Annotated in this window: 16 protein-coding genes and 1 pseudogene; 11 read left to right on the forward strand and 6 right to left on the reverse strand. The window is 55.6% G+C overall.

The window, feature by feature from the left end:
• The 7 genes and pseudogenes from ACWVCN_RS08515 to ACWVCN_RS08545 form a co-directional block, all read left to right on the forward strand.
• Positions 1-343, forward strand: a pseudogene (locus ACWVCN_RS08515) (hypothetical protein); the annotation flags it as partial.
• 39 nt (positions 344-382) lie between these two features.
• On the forward strand, positions 383-1423 hold the full coding sequence (gene pdxA / locus ACWVCN_RS08520; protein ID WP_455245137.1) for a 4-hydroxythreonine-4-phosphate dehydrogenase PdxA: 1041 nt from the start codon (positions 383-385) through the stop codon (positions 1421-1423).
• A gap of 2 nt (positions 1424-1425) precedes the next feature.
• Positions 1426-1752, forward strand: a complete 327-nt coding sequence (locus ACWVCN_RS08525; RefSeq protein WP_455245138.1) for a hypothetical protein — start codon at positions 1426-1428, stop codon at positions 1750-1752.
• A gap of 3 nt (positions 1753-1755) precedes the next feature.
• Positions 1756-2562 (forward strand): 16S rRNA (adenine(1518)-N(6)/adenine(1519)-N(6))-dimethyltransferase RsmA, encoded by an 807-nt coding sequence (gene rsmA, locus ACWVCN_RS08530; protein ID WP_455245139.1) that lies wholly within the window; start codon positions 1756-1758, stop codon positions 2560-2562.
• Positions 2563-2627: 65 nt separating this feature from the next.
• Complete coding sequence (locus ACWVCN_RS08535; RefSeq protein ID WP_455245140.1) at positions 2628-5057, forward strand: DNA translocase FtsK; 2430 nt, start codon at positions 2628-2630, stop codon at positions 5055-5057.
• Complete coding sequence (locus ACWVCN_RS08540) at positions 5054-5767, forward strand: LolA family protein (protein ID WP_455245141.1); 714 nt, start codon at positions 5054-5056, stop codon at positions 5765-5767. Before ACWVCN_RS08535 ends, ACWVCN_RS08540 begins: the two co-directional genes overlap by 4 nt.
• Before the next feature lie 249 nt (positions 5768-6016).
• Positions 6017-6781 (forward strand): HalD/BesD family halogenase, encoded by a 765-nt coding sequence (locus ACWVCN_RS08545; RefSeq protein WP_455245142.1) that lies wholly within the window; start codon positions 6017-6019, stop codon positions 6779-6781.
• A 207-nt stretch (positions 6782-6988) separates the two neighbouring features.
• On the opposite strand, the gene ACWVCN_RS08550 is transcribed toward ACWVCN_RS08545, so the two are convergent.
• Positions 6989-7381, reverse strand: coding sequence for a hypothetical protein (locus tag ACWVCN_RS08550; protein ID WP_455245143.1), 393 nt, complete (start codon positions 7379-7381; stop codon positions 6989-6991).
• A 63-nt stretch (positions 7382-7444) separates the two neighbouring features.
• Here ACWVCN_RS08550 and ACWVCN_RS08555 point away from each other — a divergent pair, with 63 nt between their 5' ends.
• A complete protein-coding gene (locus ACWVCN_RS08555; RefSeq protein ID WP_455245144.1) occupies positions 7445-7603 on the forward strand; it encodes a hypothetical protein in 159 nt (52 codons plus the stop codon).
• A gap of 318 nt (positions 7604-7921) precedes the next feature.
• On the opposite strand, the gene ACWVCN_RS08560 is transcribed toward ACWVCN_RS08555, so the two are convergent.
• From ACWVCN_RS08560 to ACWVCN_RS08580, 5 genes are all read right to left on the reverse strand, one after another.
• Positions 7922-8431, reverse strand: a complete 510-nt coding sequence (locus ACWVCN_RS08560; protein ID WP_455245145.1) for a DUF4149 domain-containing protein — start codon at positions 8429-8431, stop codon at positions 7922-7924.
• A gap of 80 nt (positions 8432-8511) precedes the next feature.
• Complete coding sequence (locus ACWVCN_RS08565; protein WP_455245146.1) at positions 8512-9915, reverse strand: radical SAM protein; 1404 nt, start codon at positions 9913-9915, stop codon at positions 8512-8514.
• Positions 9915-12014 (reverse strand): universal stress protein, encoded by a 2100-nt coding sequence (locus ACWVCN_RS08570; protein ID WP_455245147.1) that lies wholly within the window; start codon positions 12012-12014, stop codon positions 9915-9917. The genes ACWVCN_RS08565 and ACWVCN_RS08570 overlap by 1 nt, the downstream gene beginning before the upstream one ends.
• Positions 12015-12168: 154 nt before the next feature.
• Complete coding sequence (locus tag ACWVCN_RS08575) at positions 12169-13797, reverse strand: B12-binding domain-containing radical SAM protein (RefSeq protein WP_455245148.1); 1629 nt, start codon at positions 13795-13797, stop codon at positions 12169-12171.
• Positions 13798-13802: 5 nt separating this feature from the next.
• On the reverse strand, positions 13803-14558 hold the full coding sequence (locus tag ACWVCN_RS08580) for a class I SAM-dependent methyltransferase (RefSeq protein ID WP_455245149.1): 756 nt from the start codon (positions 14556-14558) through the stop codon (positions 13803-13805).
• A gap of 157 nt (positions 14559-14715) precedes the next feature.
• Here ACWVCN_RS08580 and uvrA point away from each other — a divergent pair, with 157 nt between their 5' ends.
• From uvrA to ACWVCN_RS08595, 3 genes are all read left to right on the forward strand, one after another.
• Positions 14716-17223, forward strand: a complete 2508-nt coding sequence (gene uvrA / locus ACWVCN_RS08585; protein ID WP_455245150.1) for an excinuclease ABC subunit UvrA — start codon at positions 14716-14718, stop codon at positions 17221-17223.
• 332 nt (positions 17224-17555) lie between these two features.
• A complete protein-coding gene (locus ACWVCN_RS08590) occupies positions 17556-17885 on the forward strand; it encodes a DMT family protein (protein WP_455245151.1) in 330 nt (109 codons plus the stop codon).
• Positions 17886-17888: 3 nt separating this feature from the next.
• Positions 17889-19893: ATP-binding protein (locus tag ACWVCN_RS08595; protein ID WP_455245152.1), on the forward strand; the 2005-nt coding region annotated here is incomplete at its 3' end.

Below are 19893 nucleotides of genomic sequence, written 5' to 3' on the forward strand. Positions count from 1 at the left end.
AGAGATTTCCCCTTTGATTCTGGCGCTTCTCATCGCACCGCTGGCAACGGAACTGCCTGAGATGTCGAACAGTTTCTTGTGGCTGTACCAGAAGAAGGATCGTTTGGCAGTGGGAAACGTCACGGGCGCCATGGTGTTTCAGGGAAGCGTTCCCGTGTCGGTCGGCTTGATCGGGACGAGCTGGACCCTCGCCCCATCTGCGCTGCTCACGATGGTCTTGGCCGTTGTGGCAGCAGGCAGCCTGATCCTTCAAGCCGCGTGGGCTGGAGAATGGCGGCCTTGGTTGCTGGGTGCCGGCGCGGTGCTTTATATAGGGTACGCAGCGTATCTGTATGGCTTCTAGCGACGGGACGGGGGAGAAGTGACGAGTAACAAGAACAGCATGGCGAATCTGCACGGCAAGCCGCTTCTCGGAATTACGATGGGAGATCCGGCCGGCATCGGACCGGAAGTGATCGCCAAGGCCCTGGCGGGATCCACGCTCAGACGTATCTGTACGCCACTCGTGATCGGGTCTTATGCCGTGATGCAGCAGACTGTCAAGAAATTGAAGTTGAAGCTCGAAGTTCGGTCAATTGAAGGGCATGAGCCCGCCCGCCCAGGTAGGAGTCAGATAGCCGTCTTGGATCCGCAGGAGAAACCACTCGAGCGGTTCACGGCCGGTACGGCGGCACCGCAAACCGGCGCCGCTTCCGTTGCCTTTATCAAGAAGGCGGTTCATCTGGCACAAATCGGATGTATCGACGGGATTGTGACCGCACCGATCAACAAGGAAGCTATAAACATGGCCGGTTGTCATTATCCGGGACACACGGAGCTTCTGGCTGATCTGACTCAGGCGCGGGAATCCGGGATGATGATAGTCGGCGGCCCTCTTCGGATCATGTTTGTGACGACGCATGTAGCGATCAAAGAACTGCCGTCACTACTGACTCAAGCCAAGATCGAGAAGGGTATCCGGCTGGCGCATCTGGCGCTGACAGCTCTCTTCGGTATCAAGAAACCAAAGATCGGCGTCGCTGCGTTGAATCCCCATGCGGGCGAACATGGTCTTTTTGGAGATGAAGAGGCACGCCTGATTCTGCCGGCATCACGGGCGGCTCGGGGCAAGGGCATACACGCGAGCGACCCGCTGCCGGCCGATACTCTATTCGGCAAGGCGGCTCGCGGGGACTTCGATGGCGTGGTTGCGCTTTATCACGATCAGGGATTGATTCCCCTTAAGTTAGTCGCGTTCGGTACCTGCGTGAATTTGACGGTAGGGTTGCCGATCATACGTACGTCGGTCGATCACGGCACGGCATTCGATATCGTCGGGAAGGGCATTGCCGATCCCGGCAGTTTGATCGAGGCAGTCAGGCTGGCTGCGAGCTTGGCATCGAAACGCAGGACGGTTAATTCAGCAAGAAAAGGAGTGCAATAGCCATGTCACCAGATGTGAATAAGAGTATTACGGTCATCCAGCACCAATTGAAGGAGCTGGATAAGATCTTTCAGGAAACCATCGGCTCCCTCAATACGGTATCCGGGATGGAACGTGTAGCGAAGTGGAGGAAAGAGACCATCGCCTTGCTGTCTGAATCGGTCGGGCCACAGGCGGCACAGGATTTCGCTCGTGTTCAGCCGGGTCCTTCTTTCACGAACGACCTCGTTGACGAGTTCACCGATTTCATCGATACCTTCAAGACGCCGCTGACGGCATTGGCCAAGACACTGTCGAATGCCGATCGTACTCCGTCAAGCGGAGGGTAACAGGTGCCGGCACCTTCCTTCCCCCCTGCCAACAAACGCCTGGGCCAAAACTTTCTTATCGACCCCAACATTGTCAGAAAAATCGTGGCCTTGGCTGAACTCACGCCGGACACGAGTGTCCTCGAAATCGGTCCCGGTCGTGGAATACTGACGGAAGCTCTTTCGCACGCGGCCGGACAGGTCGTAGCGATCGAAGTCGATCCAATGTTGTACCGTTTGCTTCAAGAAAGGGGGGCAGAATGGCCAAATGTCGAGCTGGTCTGTGGAGACGCGTTACAGTATCCCATGGACCGACTGCCCGACGACACGACTGTCGTTGCCAATCTGCCGTACTATATTTCTACACCGTTGTTGTTCAGGCTCCTTGAGTACCGTCAGAAATTTCCCCACATGGTGCTTATGTTGCAGGAGGAAGTGGCGGATAGACTGGTTGCGAAACCGGGGACTGAAGAATACGGCGTGCTGTCCGTTATGGTGCAATACGCGGCTGACATCAATAAAGCGTTTAGAGTTTCGGCAAACTGCTTCCGGCCGAGACCGGAAGTTGGATCAGCAGTGGTCTCTCTGCGAACCAAGCCACATCCCTCACTTTCGGCCGGTGAAGAGGCTGCATTTGCGAAGCTCGTCAAGTCCGCTTTCGCGCATAGGCGGAAGACGCTCGTCAACTCGCTCCGTGACGAAGGGTATGACCCGGCGATTGTGACTCATGGACTGACCACCTTGGGCATTCCCGCTGCGATCCGGGCTGAGAATGTAGGGCTGAAGGAGTTGATTGAGCTTTCCAAGCAGGTACGTGCGGCGAGCCAATGATCAGATAAGGGATGACACTCGACGCTTGTTTGAATTGGCTCCCACCCTGTGTTAGCATCCGCGCCATGGGCGTTACCAGCCAGGCCAAGCGGGGTGAGGCCCGCCGGCCCTCTGCGATTCCTTCTCACATCAAGCGTGAAGTCATCGGCGTCATTCTTGTCGCCTTGAGTCTGCTTACTCTGTTAAGTCTGCTCTCCTTTGTGCCGGGTGAACCCAAAGTCGTTGCGACACCCGGTTCGACGGTCACGCCGCCGACGCGCAACCTTATCGGATCCGCCGGGGCGGTGTTTTCCTCCGTGCTGTTTTCTTTGATCGGCGGAGCCGCGTATTTCTTCCCGGTCCTACTGGGTCTTCTCGGAGCCCGTTGCTTTACTCAAAGTGACCTTTCTATCAGATTGCGGAATGCTGGGGCGTCCCTGGCGGCTCTGCTGTTTCTGAGCGGCTTCCTCCACCTGGAAGTCACGGCCGTCCCGACCATCTCCAGCGGCCTGGTCTTTCGGGGCCACGCCGGCGGATTGTTCGGGCAGCTTCTCGGAGATGGACTACGTACGTATTTCGCAAGTACCGGCGCGCATATTTTAATCCTCGCCGGATTGTTGGTCTCACTCCTGTTCACAACGCCGCTTTCCTTGGCCCAGCTAGCCGTGCAAGTGTCTGCGCGGGGGCGAAGGGCGGTTGAAGCGTTCCGGACACTCATTCCGCAGCGAAGACAACGGGAGGCTGCGGACGAGGTTCCTAAGACGTCGAAGCCGAAGAAAACGAAGTCTATTCGGGCAGTCATTGAAGAGGCGCTTCCGGAGGAAGAAGCACCTTCCGCTATTGAAGAGCCGATTGTGCAGTATCCCTCCGTACCGGAAATTGCACCGGAATCGGTCGATGTCGCAGAACTTGAACCGGAGGGAGCGATCATCGAGCGGGTCGAGGATCCCGGCGAATATCAATTGCCGGATGCGGAGGAGTTGTTGAGCGATCCGTCCGGTGTGCTTTCCCGGGTGACTGACGAAGAGTTGAGGGCACAATCCGAGGTTCTTGCGAAAGCGTTGCAGAGTTTCGGCATCGATGGGAAGGTGACGGAAGTGCGCCCAGGGCCGGTCGTCACGATGTATGAGTTCGAGCCGGCACCGGGAACGAAGGTCTCCAGGATCGTAAACCTTGCGGATGACTTGGCACTGGCGATGAAGGCGATCAGCCTGCGCATCGTTGCGCCGATCCCTGGAAAATCCGTCGTCGGGATCGAAGTGCCGAATGCTCAGCGAGAGATGGTTTCGATGAAGGAAGTCGTCACAAGCGAAGCTTTCACCAGGGCCAGATCGAAACTTACCTTGGCCCTGGGCAAGGATATATTTGGGACGCCTGTGACGGCGGATCTCAAGACGATGCCGCATTTGCTCGTGGCCGGGGCGACAGGAGCCGGAAAGAGTGTCGGGTTGAACACCATGCTCATCAGTATCCTGCTACGGGCGCGTCCGAACGAAGTGAAATTACTCCTCATCGACCCTAAGATGCTGGAGTTTCAGACGTATGACGGCATTCCGCATCTGCTGAGGCCCGTGATTACCGATCCAAAGTCGGCAGCGCGGGGTTTGAGCTGGGTCGTCCAGGAAATGGAACGACGGTATAAGTTGCTGGCAGAAGCGGGTGTGCGAAACATCGATTCATACAATCGGAAAGTCGCGGGGGCACAGGGGGTGCTTGGTGACGTAGGCACAGAATCCAAGCCCGATCAACCGGAATTACCGATTCAATTTCTTCCTGAAGAGGAACGGCTCGCAGCCGGCGAAACGACGGTGCCGGAAGGCACTCCTGGGTCATTTTCTCCACCGCCGACTCCGCCGGAGCCGTTGCCGTATATCGTCGTCATGATCGACGAACTCGCCGACTTGATGATGGTAGCGCCGAAGGACGTGGAAGACAAAATCGCCAGGTTGGCGCAGATGGCGAGAGCTTCCGGTATTCACCTTGTACTGGCGACGCAACGTCCGTCGGTAGACGTGCTGACAGGATTGATCAAGGCAAACTTCCCGGCCCGCATTGCTTTCCAGGTATCCTCGAAGACCGACTCGCGTACCATACTTGATGCGAACGGGGCGGAGGCTCTCTTAGGCCGGGGAGACATGCTCTACCTGGCTTCAGGAACTGGTCGGCTGATGCGGCTTCATGGATCCTTCGTATCCGACGACGACGTCCGTCGGGTTGTGGAGTCAGTGAAGAAACAGGCTGCCCCCAGCTATAACCAGGAATTGCAGGCGCTGAAACAAGAAGAAAGCAAAGAGGAAGAGGCACAGGATGAAGTCTATGAACAGGCGAAGGACTTGGTCCTGTCGACCGGCCAGGCGTCGGCGTCGTTGATCCAGCGGCGTCTGCGTGTCGGCTATCCCCGTGCTGCGAGGATGATCGAGCAGATGGAGGCGGATGGGTTGGTCGGGGCGGCGGGGCGTGATGGGCGCCGCGAAGTCATCGGACGTCGCGGGCCGGTAGGAGATGCGCACGAATGAGAAACGCGGGGATGTGGTGTGTCGTCGTGATGCTGATGATACCAATAAGTTCTATTGCCTTTGCTGAGGAGGTCGGGGATGAAAAGGCGCGAACGGAAGTGCGTGATGTGGTCAAACGCTTGCAGGCGCGATACGAAAAGACCAAGGATCTTCAAGCCGATTTTACGCAGAAGACCTTGATCGAAGGATTCGAGAGGCCGATCACGTCTTCAGGAAAAGTCTACATTAAAAAGCCGGGGCGGTTGCGATGGAACTATCTTAATCCTTCGACGGAAGATATTTATGTCCATGGTGACGAGGTCAAAGTCTATGTGCCTGAGCACAATCAAGTCTTGGTCGGAAAACTGACGCAAATGGCAGCGTCGAAAGCTCCGCTTGAACTTCTGCAAGGGGCGGCGAAGCTGGAGGAATCATTTGACGTGGAACCCACCCCCGGAAAAGATCGCGGCGTGGGTGGAATCCGCCTGCTCACGCTTTTGCCAAAATCGCGTGAAAATGAGGCGCAGCGGAGCATCAAGAAAATCGTCGTCGAAGTGTTTCCTAAAACCTATTTCATACGGACGGTTTCGCTCTACGAAGTCAGCGGCAACGTATCCAGCTTCGAGTTCGCCTCAGTCGAGCCGAACCTGGGTTTGAGTGATGAGATCTTTATCCCTAAATTGCCTGATGATGTCGAAGTGGTCAGGGCGCCGGTATTGAACCAGCCGTGATGAGGAGGGTCGGGCTTCACTTGAGGGGACGCAGGCAACCCCTCCCTTTCAGGCGATCGACAGAGGTAACGAGGTGATAGATAATGCTTTGCCGCAGGCAGGAAGCAAAAAAAGCTGTTCAGTAAGGCCGCACGATCAGAAAAGAGGGAACACGTACTCGCTGCCGACGCTGAGCGTATAGGCAACATGCGAGTCTGGCAGAAGGATGTTTCAGCCTCCGTAATAAGGCCGGAGAAGGAGTGGGTGAGCATGGGTATGGTGGCAGCAGGCAGAGTGGCCGAAGAGATGGAGCAAGCCGTTGCTAAGCTGGATTTCGATCGGTTGCATCAGGAGTATTGGGAGCAGAACGAATTCCTGTTCATCCCTCAGTTCCTTCCGCGTGAGCTGGTCGAAGCCTCACTGGTTCCTCAGGCGCAGGGTGTAAAGAATGATTTGAACCGTAATTACATTCCCGGCCATAAGAAGGGCGGCAGTGTGAGTTACTACACGGTTCAGGAAAAGGCACCGGTCTTTCTCGAATTGTACCGTTCGCCGGAGTTTCTCACCTTCCTGAGCCGTTTGGCCGAAGCCAAGCTGATGCTCTGTCCGGACAACGATCCCCATTCCTGTGCCCTGTATTACTACACGGAATCGGGCGATCATATCGGTTTTCACTATGACACGTCTTATTATAAGGGGGCGCGTTACACTATCTTACTGGGGCTTGTAGACAGGTCTACTCAATGCAAACTTGTTTGCGAGTTGTTCAAAGACGATCCGGCCAGACCGCCGCGAAAAATGGAGCTTATCACCCGTCCGGGTGATCTTGTCATCTTCAACGGCGACAAGCTTTGGCATGCGGTAACTCCCCTCGGACAGGGAGAAGAGCGGATTGTCCTCACAATGGAGTATGTAACCAACCCCGAGATGGGTTCGTTCAAGCGGCTCTATTCCAATCTCAAAGATTCGTTCGCCTACTTCGGTATTCGAGGCGTGTTCAAGCGGGCGTTCTCAACTTCCAGTACATCACGGTAAGAAATCCCTCCAACCGTGTGTGACTAAGAAGCATTCGCCAGGGCAGTCGAGATACCCTGATCGTTTTTAACGTGGGGACAAATCCATTTCTCCATTGTAATAGTATCTCTCTGCGCCGCCCCGTATGCTCCGCCTCTGATGACCTCTTCCTGGGAACTGTCCGATGAATGAATGTCGGTTACGCCGTCGGTGATCGAATGGACATATCTAGGTGTGAATGGGTTGAGGCGAGTCGTTCGCTGGCAGAACTCCTGTCCGGTGAGGGGACGGCGGTGAAATAGCCATCGATTGCCCAAGCAATTTCGGGCGTCCAGCGCGAAGTGGTTTGGCTCGCTTGGGGAATGGCCCATGATTGGCCGTGACTAATTCGACCAGTCCCGATTGGAGAGCCCGGCCAATCACCCAAGCCAGTGTCACTCCAGGAGTCCAATACACGGCATCTCGCATTTGCTCGACGAGGTCAGAAGGGAGTGTGACGGTAAGCCTGACCATCCGTCGTTTTTCCTCCACCTCTTCTTTTCCTGTAAGCCCGCAACGTTGAAGCGGAGACTGGCACATCTTCTCAGCCGGCTTTGACAAGGGTTGTGTGGATATCGGCATACACTCCTCCTTTGCGCAGGACGATGTGATCCTTCACCTTGTGGTAACAGACGGGAAGGAGTATTGAAAACAACGAGTGCGCTGACCGATCACGAGGTTAAAAGCCGCGTGCTGACCAGAATCAGACACGCGGCTTTGATGGCAGAAAGACGGGGCGACGATCTCGGTCAGGATGGGCATGATCCGGAGGACATCCCAAAAGAACACACGGCGCTGGCTTGATGTCGTGGAGATCGATCGGCGCCATCTCTTGCCAAAATGATTTCCGTGACGGTGTTGTTCTTTTATAAAATCCCTCAGCATGACGTTGGCAGGCCATTCAGCAACGCCCATGCCAGCCGGCTTGATATGGTCGGACGCAGAGCGCGAGGTGCCGAAGTCTTTGATAACGCTGAATCAGGAAAGTGAATTGGCCTGTCGTTAATCCGGTGAGGAAAGGTGGGACGCTAATTCCCGTATTGGAACGAGTACTGAATTTATCCGAGCAGATACGTTGGATTATGGACTACAAGTATTGGAGGGCATTGAAAAGCAAAACAGCTATTGGTGCAAGTGTTTCATGGCCGCGGCGCACAGGATGATGAAAATCCCCATCCAGAGTGCAGCACGCTGAAAGGGAATCGCTTCATAGGATTCGCCTTCCTCCGCTTCGTCATCTGACTTGAAGATCACGGTGTACAGGAAGAGGGTAAGGAGGCCGAGGACAAGAGAGAGCTTGATGAAGAAAACCGTCAGGTACTTGGCATGGTGTTGTACGCCGCTGCCGGTCTGTGAGACGAGCACTTGATTCACGTAGTGAAGGTTGATTCCACCGGTGAATAAGAGCACGGCTAACAAGATGCCCGCAACTTTCTTATAATGCTGATAAAAAACATCGGTGATCGGCTTGATCTGTTCCTTCGGGACGGCTTTCTGCAGTCCAGGAGTGACGGCCAGAACCAGAAAAGCCAGACCGCCGATCCAGACGATGGCGGACAGGAGATGAAACCAGTGGTTGACGATTGGAATCAGCGTATTGAGGTCGGTGAGGATGCTTTGAACAGCGTCCATGTCAATGGCAATCGGTACGAGATGAGTATAAATGAGTGAGTGGATGGGAAGGTCTCTCCAAAATTTCCACCCCTGACTTGTTATTCCTTGTTCTTTACGTCGAAATTGAAAACCGGAGAATCATTGCCGAACCGCTTTTTTCGAAGCTCTTCCATCAATTCGACGGTAATCAACGGCACGTTGTTCTCCCGAGCGTGCTTTTCGACCCCCTTCTTAACCATGGCGCGCAAGAAGTACGGAATACGGCTGAGGCGTAGCGCCGACGCTTCATCCCACGCAACTTCCGTCTCTTCCGGGATGTTGAACGCGACTTTGATCTTCGCTCCGCCCTTCGGGGTATAGAGGCACCACTGATCCTCGTCCAGCCAATCGCCATGATCTACGTAGGGACGGGCACGGCAGCCGCCGCAGATGTCCGTGTATTCGCAATCTCCGCACTTCCCTTTCAGTTGCGGATAACGGAATGAATTGAATACGTCAGACTTCTCCCAGAGATCCGCGAAACTGTTCCAGCGAACATTACCCGCCGACAGCGGCATGTATGGGCAGGGAGTCAGTTCTCCGTTCGGAGTGACTCGAGCGTAATTCGTGCCCGCCAGACAGCCTCCGCCCATATAGCCCGTGGCTTTGGTGATCGGCGAGTTCGGATCCTTCTCGTAGGCCAGGCGCTTGAAATGCGGCGCGCAGCGGGCTCGAACGAGCATTCCTTTGTAGTTGTCCTGGCAGTTCACCAGATACCCGAGCACTTCTTCATACTGGGCGGGAGTGATGTCGGTCAATTCTTCGCCCCGCCCGGTACACACCATGAAGAATACGTTGAGGACACGGGCACCCAGACTGTGAGCCCATTCGACGACGGCAGGGAGTTCCCGATAGTTCATCGGCTGTACGCTGAAGTGCACCTGGAATTGGAGCCCATTGCGCTTGCTGGCTTCAATACCGGCGACAGCTGCCTCCCAGGCTCCCGGTACCCCGCGAAAGGCATTGTGCTTGGCTGGTTCCAGCGAGTCGATGCTGATGCCGACTCCCATGACTCCGATTTCCACGAGGGCCTTGGCCATCTGATCGTTGATGAGCATGCCGTTGGTGCCGAAGACGACCATGAAGCCGAGCTTTACTGCATGTCGCGCGATGTCGAGGATGTCGGGGCGAACCAGCGGCTCGCCGCCGGTGATCACGAGAAGACACCCTTTGTTGACTTCGGAGATTTGGTCGATGAGCCGGAAACACTCTTCAGTCGAAAGCTCGTCGTCGCCACCTGCCGCCTTGGTGGTGGCATCGAGATAGCAGTGGTCACACTTGAGATTGCACCGTTTAGTGAGGTTGAGAGCAACGAGGTAGGGCTTGAAGTCGTCGACGGTACGACCGTCGTAAGGCCCCTCCCCTTGAGGCGTCGGTGTGAAGAACTGGGTAATCTGTTGCTGAAAAGATCCCAGCGCTCCCGAAAGCGACGGGACATTCAGGATCGGAAGCGATTTTCCCATCAGTGGCCGGCCCCGGATTTGGACTTCCCGGTGAGGTTTGCAATCATATCTTTCAGGTTCCCGGTCTTCATGGCTTCTTCCATGTAGCCCTTCGCCTGCTCGATCCCCTCGTTGGCCACTTCCAGGGTGATGTGCGTTGTGCCGATCTTATCCGCGTGCTTGATTATCAGGGCCTTCGTGCACTCACGCATGAAGCCCTCCGGTGCCCGATCAAGCCTTGCCTGAGCATCCGCCGTCCACGTGTAAGGCGATGCTTCGGTATGGCCGTTCCCATTGCCGTTTTCAGCATCCCCATTTGTACTGTTGCCACCGGCTGCCGCCAGTTTGGCTTCTGCTTCAGCGGAGGTGCCGGTGCCCTTGTTGGAGAAAATCGGTTGATAATCTTCTGAGGCTGCTTCCTGAATCATAGGAGCGGCATATTCCAGTGTAATCGTCGTCATGCCGAGCTTACGGGCTGTCTTTTCAATCTTTGCCTTTGCGCGCCGGCGTTGGAACCCGGCAGGAACGGCCCGGATCGCCTCCTTGGCGTCCTTTGTCCACTGCATCGGAACATCATCGTAAGCCAGGTCCGTCTCCACCTCACCCTCGGCTTTAGCTGCTGCTTCGAAGATGCTCTTGTCGACCTGCTTGAAGCGATCGCCTTCCGCGCCGCATACGGGACATTTCACGGGCGTGTCGCCTTTTCCGACATAACCGCAACCGTCACAGACGAAATATTTCTGGCTCATCCGATCGAGATAAGCCTGGGTTGTCCCGGAAGGTTTCGGTTTTTCCTCGACGACTTGCGTCATCATGCCGCTGAGAGTCGAGCCCATGAGGTCTTTGGCCACTGAATCATCCGCCTGCATCTTGTCACGGTCGATACCGGCAGCCTCCAGACTGCCTCCGAGTGCGCGCATGGCGTCCATCGCCCCTTTCGGCAGAATATGTCCGACGGCGGCATCCACGACGGTATTGCTGATGATCGTATGACCCTTTTCAATTGCGTAGCGGTGTATGGCAGTCTTGGCGACGCCGCGTGCGAACACGGGAATCTTTTCCATCCGGCGCAGGGCCTCTTCGGTCCAGGCGATCGTGTATTCGGCCTGGGTATCTATTGGCGGCACATACTTGCGATTGGACACCAGAATGTTACAGGGAGCACTGCGGAGCAGGTTTTCCGTGTTGCTTCCGACATCCATGTCTTCGTCACTGTGGACACCGATACGGCCCACGATCAAAAGGGCCGGGATGTCTTTTCGGACGTATTGAATGATCTTCTCGAAGGCCTTGCCGTCGAGGAGTGTGGTCTTGACGTCTGTCTGCTCAGCCTGCGCGATTTCGCGTGAGATATCCAAGTGGGACTGATAAATCTTGGCCAATCCGCTGTCGATGATTTCTTCGTGCAGTTTCTCCTGTTCCTTGAAACGGAAGACCTTCCCGGCCTCCTCGTTCAAGACTCCCGAGATACTGTGGAAGGCCGCATAATGGAAATAGGGATCGAAGGCGGAAATCGCCTCGACCGGCATATTCAAGGCCTTGCCAAGTTGAAGCCCGGTCATCAGCCCACCGAATGAATAGGGACTCCCATCGACGGCTACGACGATCTTGCCGTTGGTCATCGGCTGGGTATTTTTTACGATCAACATGTCGGAGTTTCTGACGCGGCGGATGACGCGCTCGGTGTTGCTGCCTATCACGCTGTCTTTGACCGCCCCCACCCCCAAGGCACCCATGATAACCAGGTCGTAGGCGTTGGTGTTGATATCTTCGGCCAGGACTTTCCAATTGCGGCCTTCAAGGGATCGCCTTTCTACCGGCAGGTTGGCTTCGTTGCATTTTTTATCGACGTAATCAAGATAGGAATCGGTAATGATTTGGAGCCCACGGGTGATCAGTGAATCGTGGATCTGACGCTGTCTGTCGAGTTCCTTCTCGTCATGATATTCCTCAGGCAGGCCTGCCTCCATTTGCTTGAAGCGCTTGTCGTGCATTTTGGCGGCATAGACCTGGCTGCCCACGATCTTGGATCCGAATAGCTTGGCCATGTGGACACCGATGTCCACGGCCGTATTAGAATGGTCGGAATTGTCGACCGGAATATAGATCGTCTTATACATCGAGATGCCTCCTCCAGGCGCTCTCCGGACCAGGGCAAACAGGCATATTTATCAAAAAATCCAAACGGTTGACGTACTCCCCCAGTCTCAAAGAGCGCGAATCATAGCACTGGGTAGAAGTGGAATGCAAGGCGGTCCTGAGGGAGGCATAGTCTCATGACGCATGGGTCGCCACAGTGCCTTTATCCGTATTCGTTGACGCCCTGAGTGATTGGCGGGATCGAAGGATTTCCTCCAACGAAAGGAGGGCATCACGCCCGGAATTTCCTTCAATCCCTCGGCTCAAGCTCTTATCAGCATAGGGGACCGATTCACCGGCTGGTTGCGAGAGGGAGCCTGACCATTTTCTTGGGTCACGACTACCTTCCTTCCGTTCCCAGGCCCGGAGACATGCTTTTGCAATAAACTTGTTCAGGGGAGCCGGGTTATAGAGCAGTTTCCTGATGCTGGTGGGGGTCAGCATCAGGGGATTGTACCCGGCTGACAGGTAGCCCTCTTCAAGAAGGCGTTGTTCCAAATCGGTATTGGGCTGGATTCCGAGGAAGAACATCAATGGAAAAACCCGTTCCTCACCGAGTATCGAGGCCACCACTTTATATGACTCCACACTTTGGAGCAGGGTCTCCTCAGTCTCTTTTGGGCTGTTGAGGGAATAATTCAAGATAATCTTGCCCTTGAAGCCGGCTTCCGCCAGATAGCGGCAGCCGTCATAGAGTCGCTCCAGCTTGAATCCCATATGCAGGTTATTCAGCACTTCCTGTGAGCCGGAGGTGATAGCCACTTCCAGGTCGCCGACCCCGGATCGCACCATCAATTTCGCCAGTTCGGGCGTGATGAGTGAGGTGCGGATGTAGCCCGACCATTCGATCTCGAGTTTCTCACTGAGAATGCGCTCGAGGATTTCCGTGCATTGGGGATAGGCTTCTTTGCCGGTGATGAATTGGGCATCGGTAAACCAGAACCGGCGTGCACCCCATTGATGGTAGTGCTGGGAGATGTCCTTCACGACCGTTTCAGCCGGGCGATACCGTACCCGCTTTCCTTCGATATATGGGTAGAGGCAGAAGGCGCAGTCGTAGGGGCAGCCGCGCTTTGACTGGACACCGATCGACTCGCCGACATATTCACGGTACTGGGGAAAGATCGAGGTCAGATAGGACAGGTCTACGGTCTGTGCATCGAGCAGCGCGGGGGAGCCCTGCTTGCCTTTGCGAACGGTCTTTCCCTCTTTGATGATGTACCGCTCATCTTCGATGGACCGGCCTTCGATGACCTTCAGGATGGCATCTTCGCCTTCGCCCAGGAGGCCGATCGTTCCTTCAGGTAGCTTCGCAATCAATTGATCGGCAAAGGCGGTGAAGGCTCCGCCGCCGATCATGATCTGTGTCTTGGGGAACTCTTTGCGGATTAACCAGGGATAAGAAAGAATCGTATAAATGTGGCTGTAGTAGCGATAGAGTTGTTTCAGCCCTTCAAAGGAGGCGACGACACGCTTGATAGGATTACTGGCGAAATAAAAGTTAAAGGCATGTTCGAGTGAGGAGTCCCCCTCGTGCGGGGAGAAAATCTGAATGTCGCGCCAGGAGAAACAGACCAAATCAGGTTTGAACTCGCTGGCGGCATCACGAATCGCCTGGCTTCGCTGCGAGACTGGGAACAGCGAGAGATCAAGGATGCGTTGGCGCACCTCCGGCTTACGCCGATGGATAAAATCTGCCAGATAGGTGATTCCTATCGGATAAACCTTCTTGCAGGGGAGGAAGATGTAAAGAATCGAGTTCATTAGAATTACTTTGTGGCGATGTGGATTGCCACGATCCCGCCGGTCAGATTCTTATAGGATACGTGATGGAAGCCGGCCTCACGCAAGACCTGGCAGAGCCGTTCTTGATCAGGGAATGTCCGAATCGAAGCGGGTAGGTACTCATAGACACCGGTCTTGTCCCGCGCGACCCTCGTGCCGATCCAGGGTAATAGCGTGAACGAATACCAATCATAGAGGGCGCGCAGCCATCCGAAGACGGGTCGGGAAAACTCCAGGCAGACGAACGTGCCTCCCGGTTTCATTACACGACGAATTTCCCCGACAGCCTGTGCGAGATTGCCGACATTCCGCATGCAGAAGCCGGTTGTTACGGCATCGAATGTATTGTCGGCAAACCCCAGATGCTCTGCGTTGGCCTGCAAGCAGGTGATTTTGCCGGATAGCTTTTTGCCGGCGACCTTTTTGAGTCCTTCCGCCAGCATGGCATGGTTCAGATCGGAGGCGATCACACGCCCATTTGTCCCCATTCGAGGTTCAACCAGCATTGCCAGGTCCGCCGTGCCGGATCCCACATCGAGGGCAGTCCCCTGCTGGACCTTTGGGACCGACGATGCAGTGATTTTCTTCCAGCGGTGGTGCAGCCCGAAACTCAGGAGCGTGTTATTCAGGTCGTAGACACCTGCGATCGCCGTGAACATCCGTTGCACGGCCTGTTCACGGGCAGAGCCTGACCAGTTCGAGACTGAACGGGCTTCCGGCGCTTGTTGCCCCTGTGTCACTGAGTCCTCCGCAAACATATCCGACCTGCGTAGCACCCGGTTTTGCTCTTTGTCAAGGAGCACAAGGTGGATGGTATAATCCCGCGGCCGACGAGAGTGAAGAGGTCTGAGTTGCCGGAATCGGAAGGTTGTCACCGACCGTTCATCCAGGGAGCCTATGGGCCAATCGATCGTCATCAAGGGGGCGCGGGAACACAATCTCAAAAACATCGATGTTGAGATCCCGCGCGACAAGCTCGTTGTCATCACCGGTCTGAGCGGATCGGGCAAGTCATCCCTCGCTTTCGATACGATCTATGCCGAAGGACAGCGCCGGTATGTCGAATCGCTGTCCGCCTATGCCCGCCAGTTCTTGGAGCAGATGGGCAAGCCCGATGTCGATTCGATCGAAGGGCTCTCGCCTGCTATTTCCATCGAACAGAAAAGCACCAGCCACAACCCCCGTTCTACCGTCGGCACCGTCACGGAAATCTACGACTATCTTCGGCTGCTTTTTGCCCGTGTCGGACACCCCTATTGTTTCCAGTGTGGCGAAGAGATTACGGCTCAGACGGTTCAGCAGATGGTCGATGCGATCGCCTCGTTGCCTGAGGGCGAGAAGTTCCAGATCCTGGCTCCGATCGTGCGCGGGAGAAAAGGCGAATACCGAAAAGAGCTCCTGGAAATGCGGCGGGCTGGGTACATCAGGGCGCGCATTGACGGCAAGATCGTCGATCTGGGCGAGGACATTGCTCTCGACAAACAGAAGAAGCACCAGATTGAGATTATCGTCGATCGCTTGATCATGAAGCCCGGCGACGCATTAATGCGACGGCTTGCCGATTCGGTGGAAACCTCGCTGAAACTCGGTGGAGGGTTAGTCGGGGTGTTGACCGAGGGCGGCAAGATGCTTCTCTACAGCGAAAAGCTTGCCTGCATCCGTTGCGGTGTGAGTTATCCGGAAGTCACGCCCCGTATCTTTTCGTTCAATAGCCCCCACGGGGCCTGCCCCGCTTGCGATGGGATCGGCTATCAAGTTACGCCTGGGTGCCCAGAAGAAGAAGATTTCACCCTGCTGGAACTATGCGAATCCTGCCAAGGGGCCAGGCTCAAACCTGAAAGCCTGGCCGTCAAGATCGCCAAGAAATCGATTGCCGAGGTGACGCACCTATCGGTACGCGCAGCGGCCGACTTCTTTAGCACAATTAAGTTTACCGAGCGGGAGATGGTCATTGCCCACCGGATTCTGAAAGAAATCCGCGAGCGCCTGGGATTTTTGATCAATGTCGGCCTCGACTATCTCACGCTTGATCGGGCAGCGGCGACGTTGTCGGGAGGAGAAGGGCAGCGGATCAGACTGGCGACCCAAATCGGGTCCGGCCTCGTCGGTGTCCTCTACATTCTCGACGAGCCGTCGATCGGATTGCATCAACGTGACAATCGCCGCTTGCTCCAGACTCTGCTGCGCCTGCGCGATCTTGGCAACACGGTTGTGGTCGTCGAGCATGATGCGGAAACGATGATGGCGGCCGATCATATCATCGACATGGGACCGGGAGCCGGCTCTCACGGTGGCCATGTCATTGCCCAAGGCACGCCTCAACAAGTAATGGCTGATCCCAAGTCGCTCACCGGTCAGTACTTGCGCGGGGCCCAATTGGTGTCGGTGCCGAAACGGAAGCGCAAAGCCAAAGGTTTTCTCTCCGTCAATGGGGCTCAGAAGCACAATCTCAAGAACATCACTGCAAAGATTCCACTGGGCCTGTCCACCTGCGTGACAGGCGTCTCCGGTTCCGGCAAGAGCACGCTCGTGTTGGAAGTTCTCTTCCATTCGCTCTCGCAATTGCTCTATCACAAGAAGCCGAAGATTGACGGGTGCAAGGAACTGCAGGGTTTCGATGCGCTCGACAAGGTCATCGATATCGACCAGTCGCCGATTGGCCGCACGCCGCGGTCGAATCCCGCCACGTACACCGGACTGTTCGGGTACATCAGAGACCTCTATTCGAACCTGCCGGAGTCGCGTGTGCGAGGCTACAAGCCTGGTCGCTACAGCTTCAACGTGAAGGGAGGCCGCTGTGAGGCCTGCCAGGGTGACGGACTTATCAAAATCGAAATGCACTTTCTGCCGGACGTGTATGTCACCTGCGAGGTATGCAAGGGCCAGCGGTACAACCGGGAGACGTTGGAGATCTTGCACAAGGGGAAGAGTATCGCCGATGTGCTGAACATGACGGTGGACGAAGCGCTGGAATTCTTCGAGCACATTCCCTTGATCAAGGCCAAACTCCAGACGTTGCACGATGTCGGGCTGCACTACGTAAAGTTGGGTCAGCCGGCGACGACACTGTCCGGCGGCGAAGCACAACGAGTGAAACTTTCGCGCGAGCTGTCCAAACGGGCCACAGGCCGAACGATGTACATTTTGGATGAACCGACGACAGGCCTTCACTTCGCCGATGTGCAGCGATTGCTCGATGTGCTGGATCGACTCGTTGAGGCCGGTAATACCGTGCTGGTTATCGAGCACAATCTCGATGTCATCAAGAACGCCGATTGGATTATTGACCTTGGACCGGAAGGCGGGGATCGCGGCGGTGAGATCGTGGCGGAGGGGCCGCCCAAAGAAATCGCGAAGTCTAAGCGGTCGTATACGGGGAAGGTCTTGAAGGAGGCGGGGGTGTGAGGGACTGGCTTTGACGTCAGGCGGTGCCTGTCCCTCTCACCCTTTTCAGAGAAGCGGCCTGGTTGGTCTCTGTGCTCGCGGAACGCGGCACGCAGGATCCATCGCAGTTATGAAATCAAGGGAGGTGCTCGTTCGACGCGCGCACGATGGGACCAATCCAAGCCGCTCAACAGCTCAGCATGACGGTTAGTGGCAGTCTGGCTGTAAGGTCAGCGCCACCTGCCTATTTTGATATCAAGCCAGCCCCCTGAGGAGAAGAGAGTGGGAAGTGGTGGCTGATGGCGATCATGGCCATCAGCTGTTCTGCTTTGAGCATATAGACGAGGGATTGCATGCACACGATTCTGCTGCTGACGGTGTCGAACATCTTTATGACCATTGCGTGGTATGGACATTTGAGGCATAAGGACTCGCCCTTGTGGATCGTGATTCTGGTGAGCTGGGGGATTGCGTTCGTCGAATACTGCTTCCAGGTGCCGGCTAACCGGATCGGTCACTACGAGTTCAACGCGGCGCAATTGAAGACCATTCAGGAAGTCATTACCCTGGTGGTGTTCTGTGTATTTTCGGTGTTGTACTTGAGGGAACCGCTCAAGTGGAATTATCTCGTCGGCTTTGGCATGATGGCCGGCGCTGTTTTTATCTTATTCAAAGAATGGTGAGCTATGCCTCCGAAGAAGAAAGGGGCAACGGGGAAGCAAGGTGCTTCTTCTCCAGCTGTCAGCAGGGCAACTGAGGATTTTGAAAAGCTCGGGGTCTTCTATCTGGGTCGGCCATATGACCTCGCCGCAAAGCAAACTAAACCGGGCTGGGTGCTCTACGACTCGAAAGATCTGGTGACGCACGCCGTCTGCGTCGGCATGACGGGGAGCGGGAAGACAGGTCTCTGTCTTGCCCTTCTTGAAGAGGCGGCCATCGACAACATTCCGGCCATCATCATTGATCCGAAAGGTGACCTTGGAAACTTGATGTTGACCTTTCCCGGGTTGAAAGCTGAAGAGTTTCAACCCTGGATCAACCAAGATGAGGCACGGAAGAAGGGGCTGTCGCCCGACGAATATGCCAAGGCTCAGGCTGACCTCTGGAAGAAAGGCTTGGCAAGCTGGCAGCAGGATGGCGCGAGGATTCAGCGGCTCCGTGATGCGGCGGACGTTGCCATTTACACTCCCGGAAGCAACGCCGGATTGCCGGTGTCGATTCTCAAATCGTTTGCCGCGCCGGCAGCCGATATATTGAACGATCCGGAACTCCTGCGTGAGCGCATCGGCACGACGGTGGCGAGCCTTCTAGGCCTGCTCGGCATCGAAGTGGACCCGATTCAGAGCCGCGAACATATCCTGCTGTCGACGATCCTAGATCAAACCTGGAAAGACGGAGAAGATCTCGATCTTGCTGCTCTGATCCAAGCCATTCAAGCGCCTCCGGTGTCGAAGATCGGCGTCATGGATATCGAGTCGTTTTTCCCTTCCAAGGAACGCTTCGCTCTGGCGATGAAGTTGAATAACTTGCTCGCCGCACCGGGATTTCAGTCCTGGCTCGAAGGGGAAGCGCTCGATATTCAGTCGTTGCTATACACATCGAGCGGGAAGCCACGGCTGGCAATCTTCTCGATCGCGCATTTGAACGATGCAGAGCGGATGTTTTTTGTCACCCTGCTCTTGAGCCAGATGGTCGGGTGGATGAGATCTCAATCGGGGACGACGAGTTTGCGTGCGCTCCTCTACATGGACGAAATCTTCGGATACTTTCCGCCGGTTTCCAATCCTCCGTCGAAGCTGCCACTGCTTACCTTGCTGAAACAGGCGAGGGCCTTTGGGCTTGGTGTTGTCTTGGCGACACAGAATCCTGTCGATTTGGATTACAAAGGGTTGGCCAATACCGGCACCTGGTTCATCGGGCGGCTGCAGACGGAGAGGGATAAGGCGAGGGTCCTGGAAGGGTTGGAAGGGGCATCGGCCGGCGCCGGAAAGAAGTTTGACAAAGGTCGAATGGAACAGACCTTGGCAGGACTCGGAAGCCGGATCTTTCTGATGAACAACGTACATGAGGATGAGCCAGTTGCGTTCGAAACGCGCTGGTGCCTGTCATATTTGCGCGGTCCGCTGACAAGGACACAGATCAAGGCCCTGATGGATCCCCTACGAGCGAGTAAGGGGTTAGGGGTAAAGGGTAAGGAGACAGGAAGGGAAGGTTCGTCGCCTCACTCCTCACCCCTCACGCCTTACCGGCAGAGGCCGATGTTGCCGCCGGATATCGCGCAGTATTTTGTTCCGTTGCGCGGTAGCAAGCAGGAAGGGGATGAACTTGTCTATGTGCCGATTGTGCTGGGGGCGGCTCAGGTCCGGTTTGTGGATGCGAAGAGCAGCATTGATACGACGCAAGACGTGACGGCCCTGGTACCTGTCACGGAGGGAGCAGTGGCTGTCGATTGGGATAAAGCTATGGGCCTCCAACTGGTGGTTGAGGATCTTGAGAAAGAACCGGAAGAAGGAGCCCAGTTTCTCCCATTACCCTCTAGTGCTGGAAAAGCCAGGAACTATGTCGACTGGGCGAAAGATTTCGGCAGTTGGCTCTACCGGACGCAGGCGGTCGAATTGCTGAAGAGTCGGAGTTCGAAAGAGGTCTCGAAGCCCGGAGAGTCCGAACGGGATTTCCGTGTTAGGCTCCAAC

The sequence above is a fragment of the Petrachloros mirabilis genome (genome assembly GCF_975968855.1).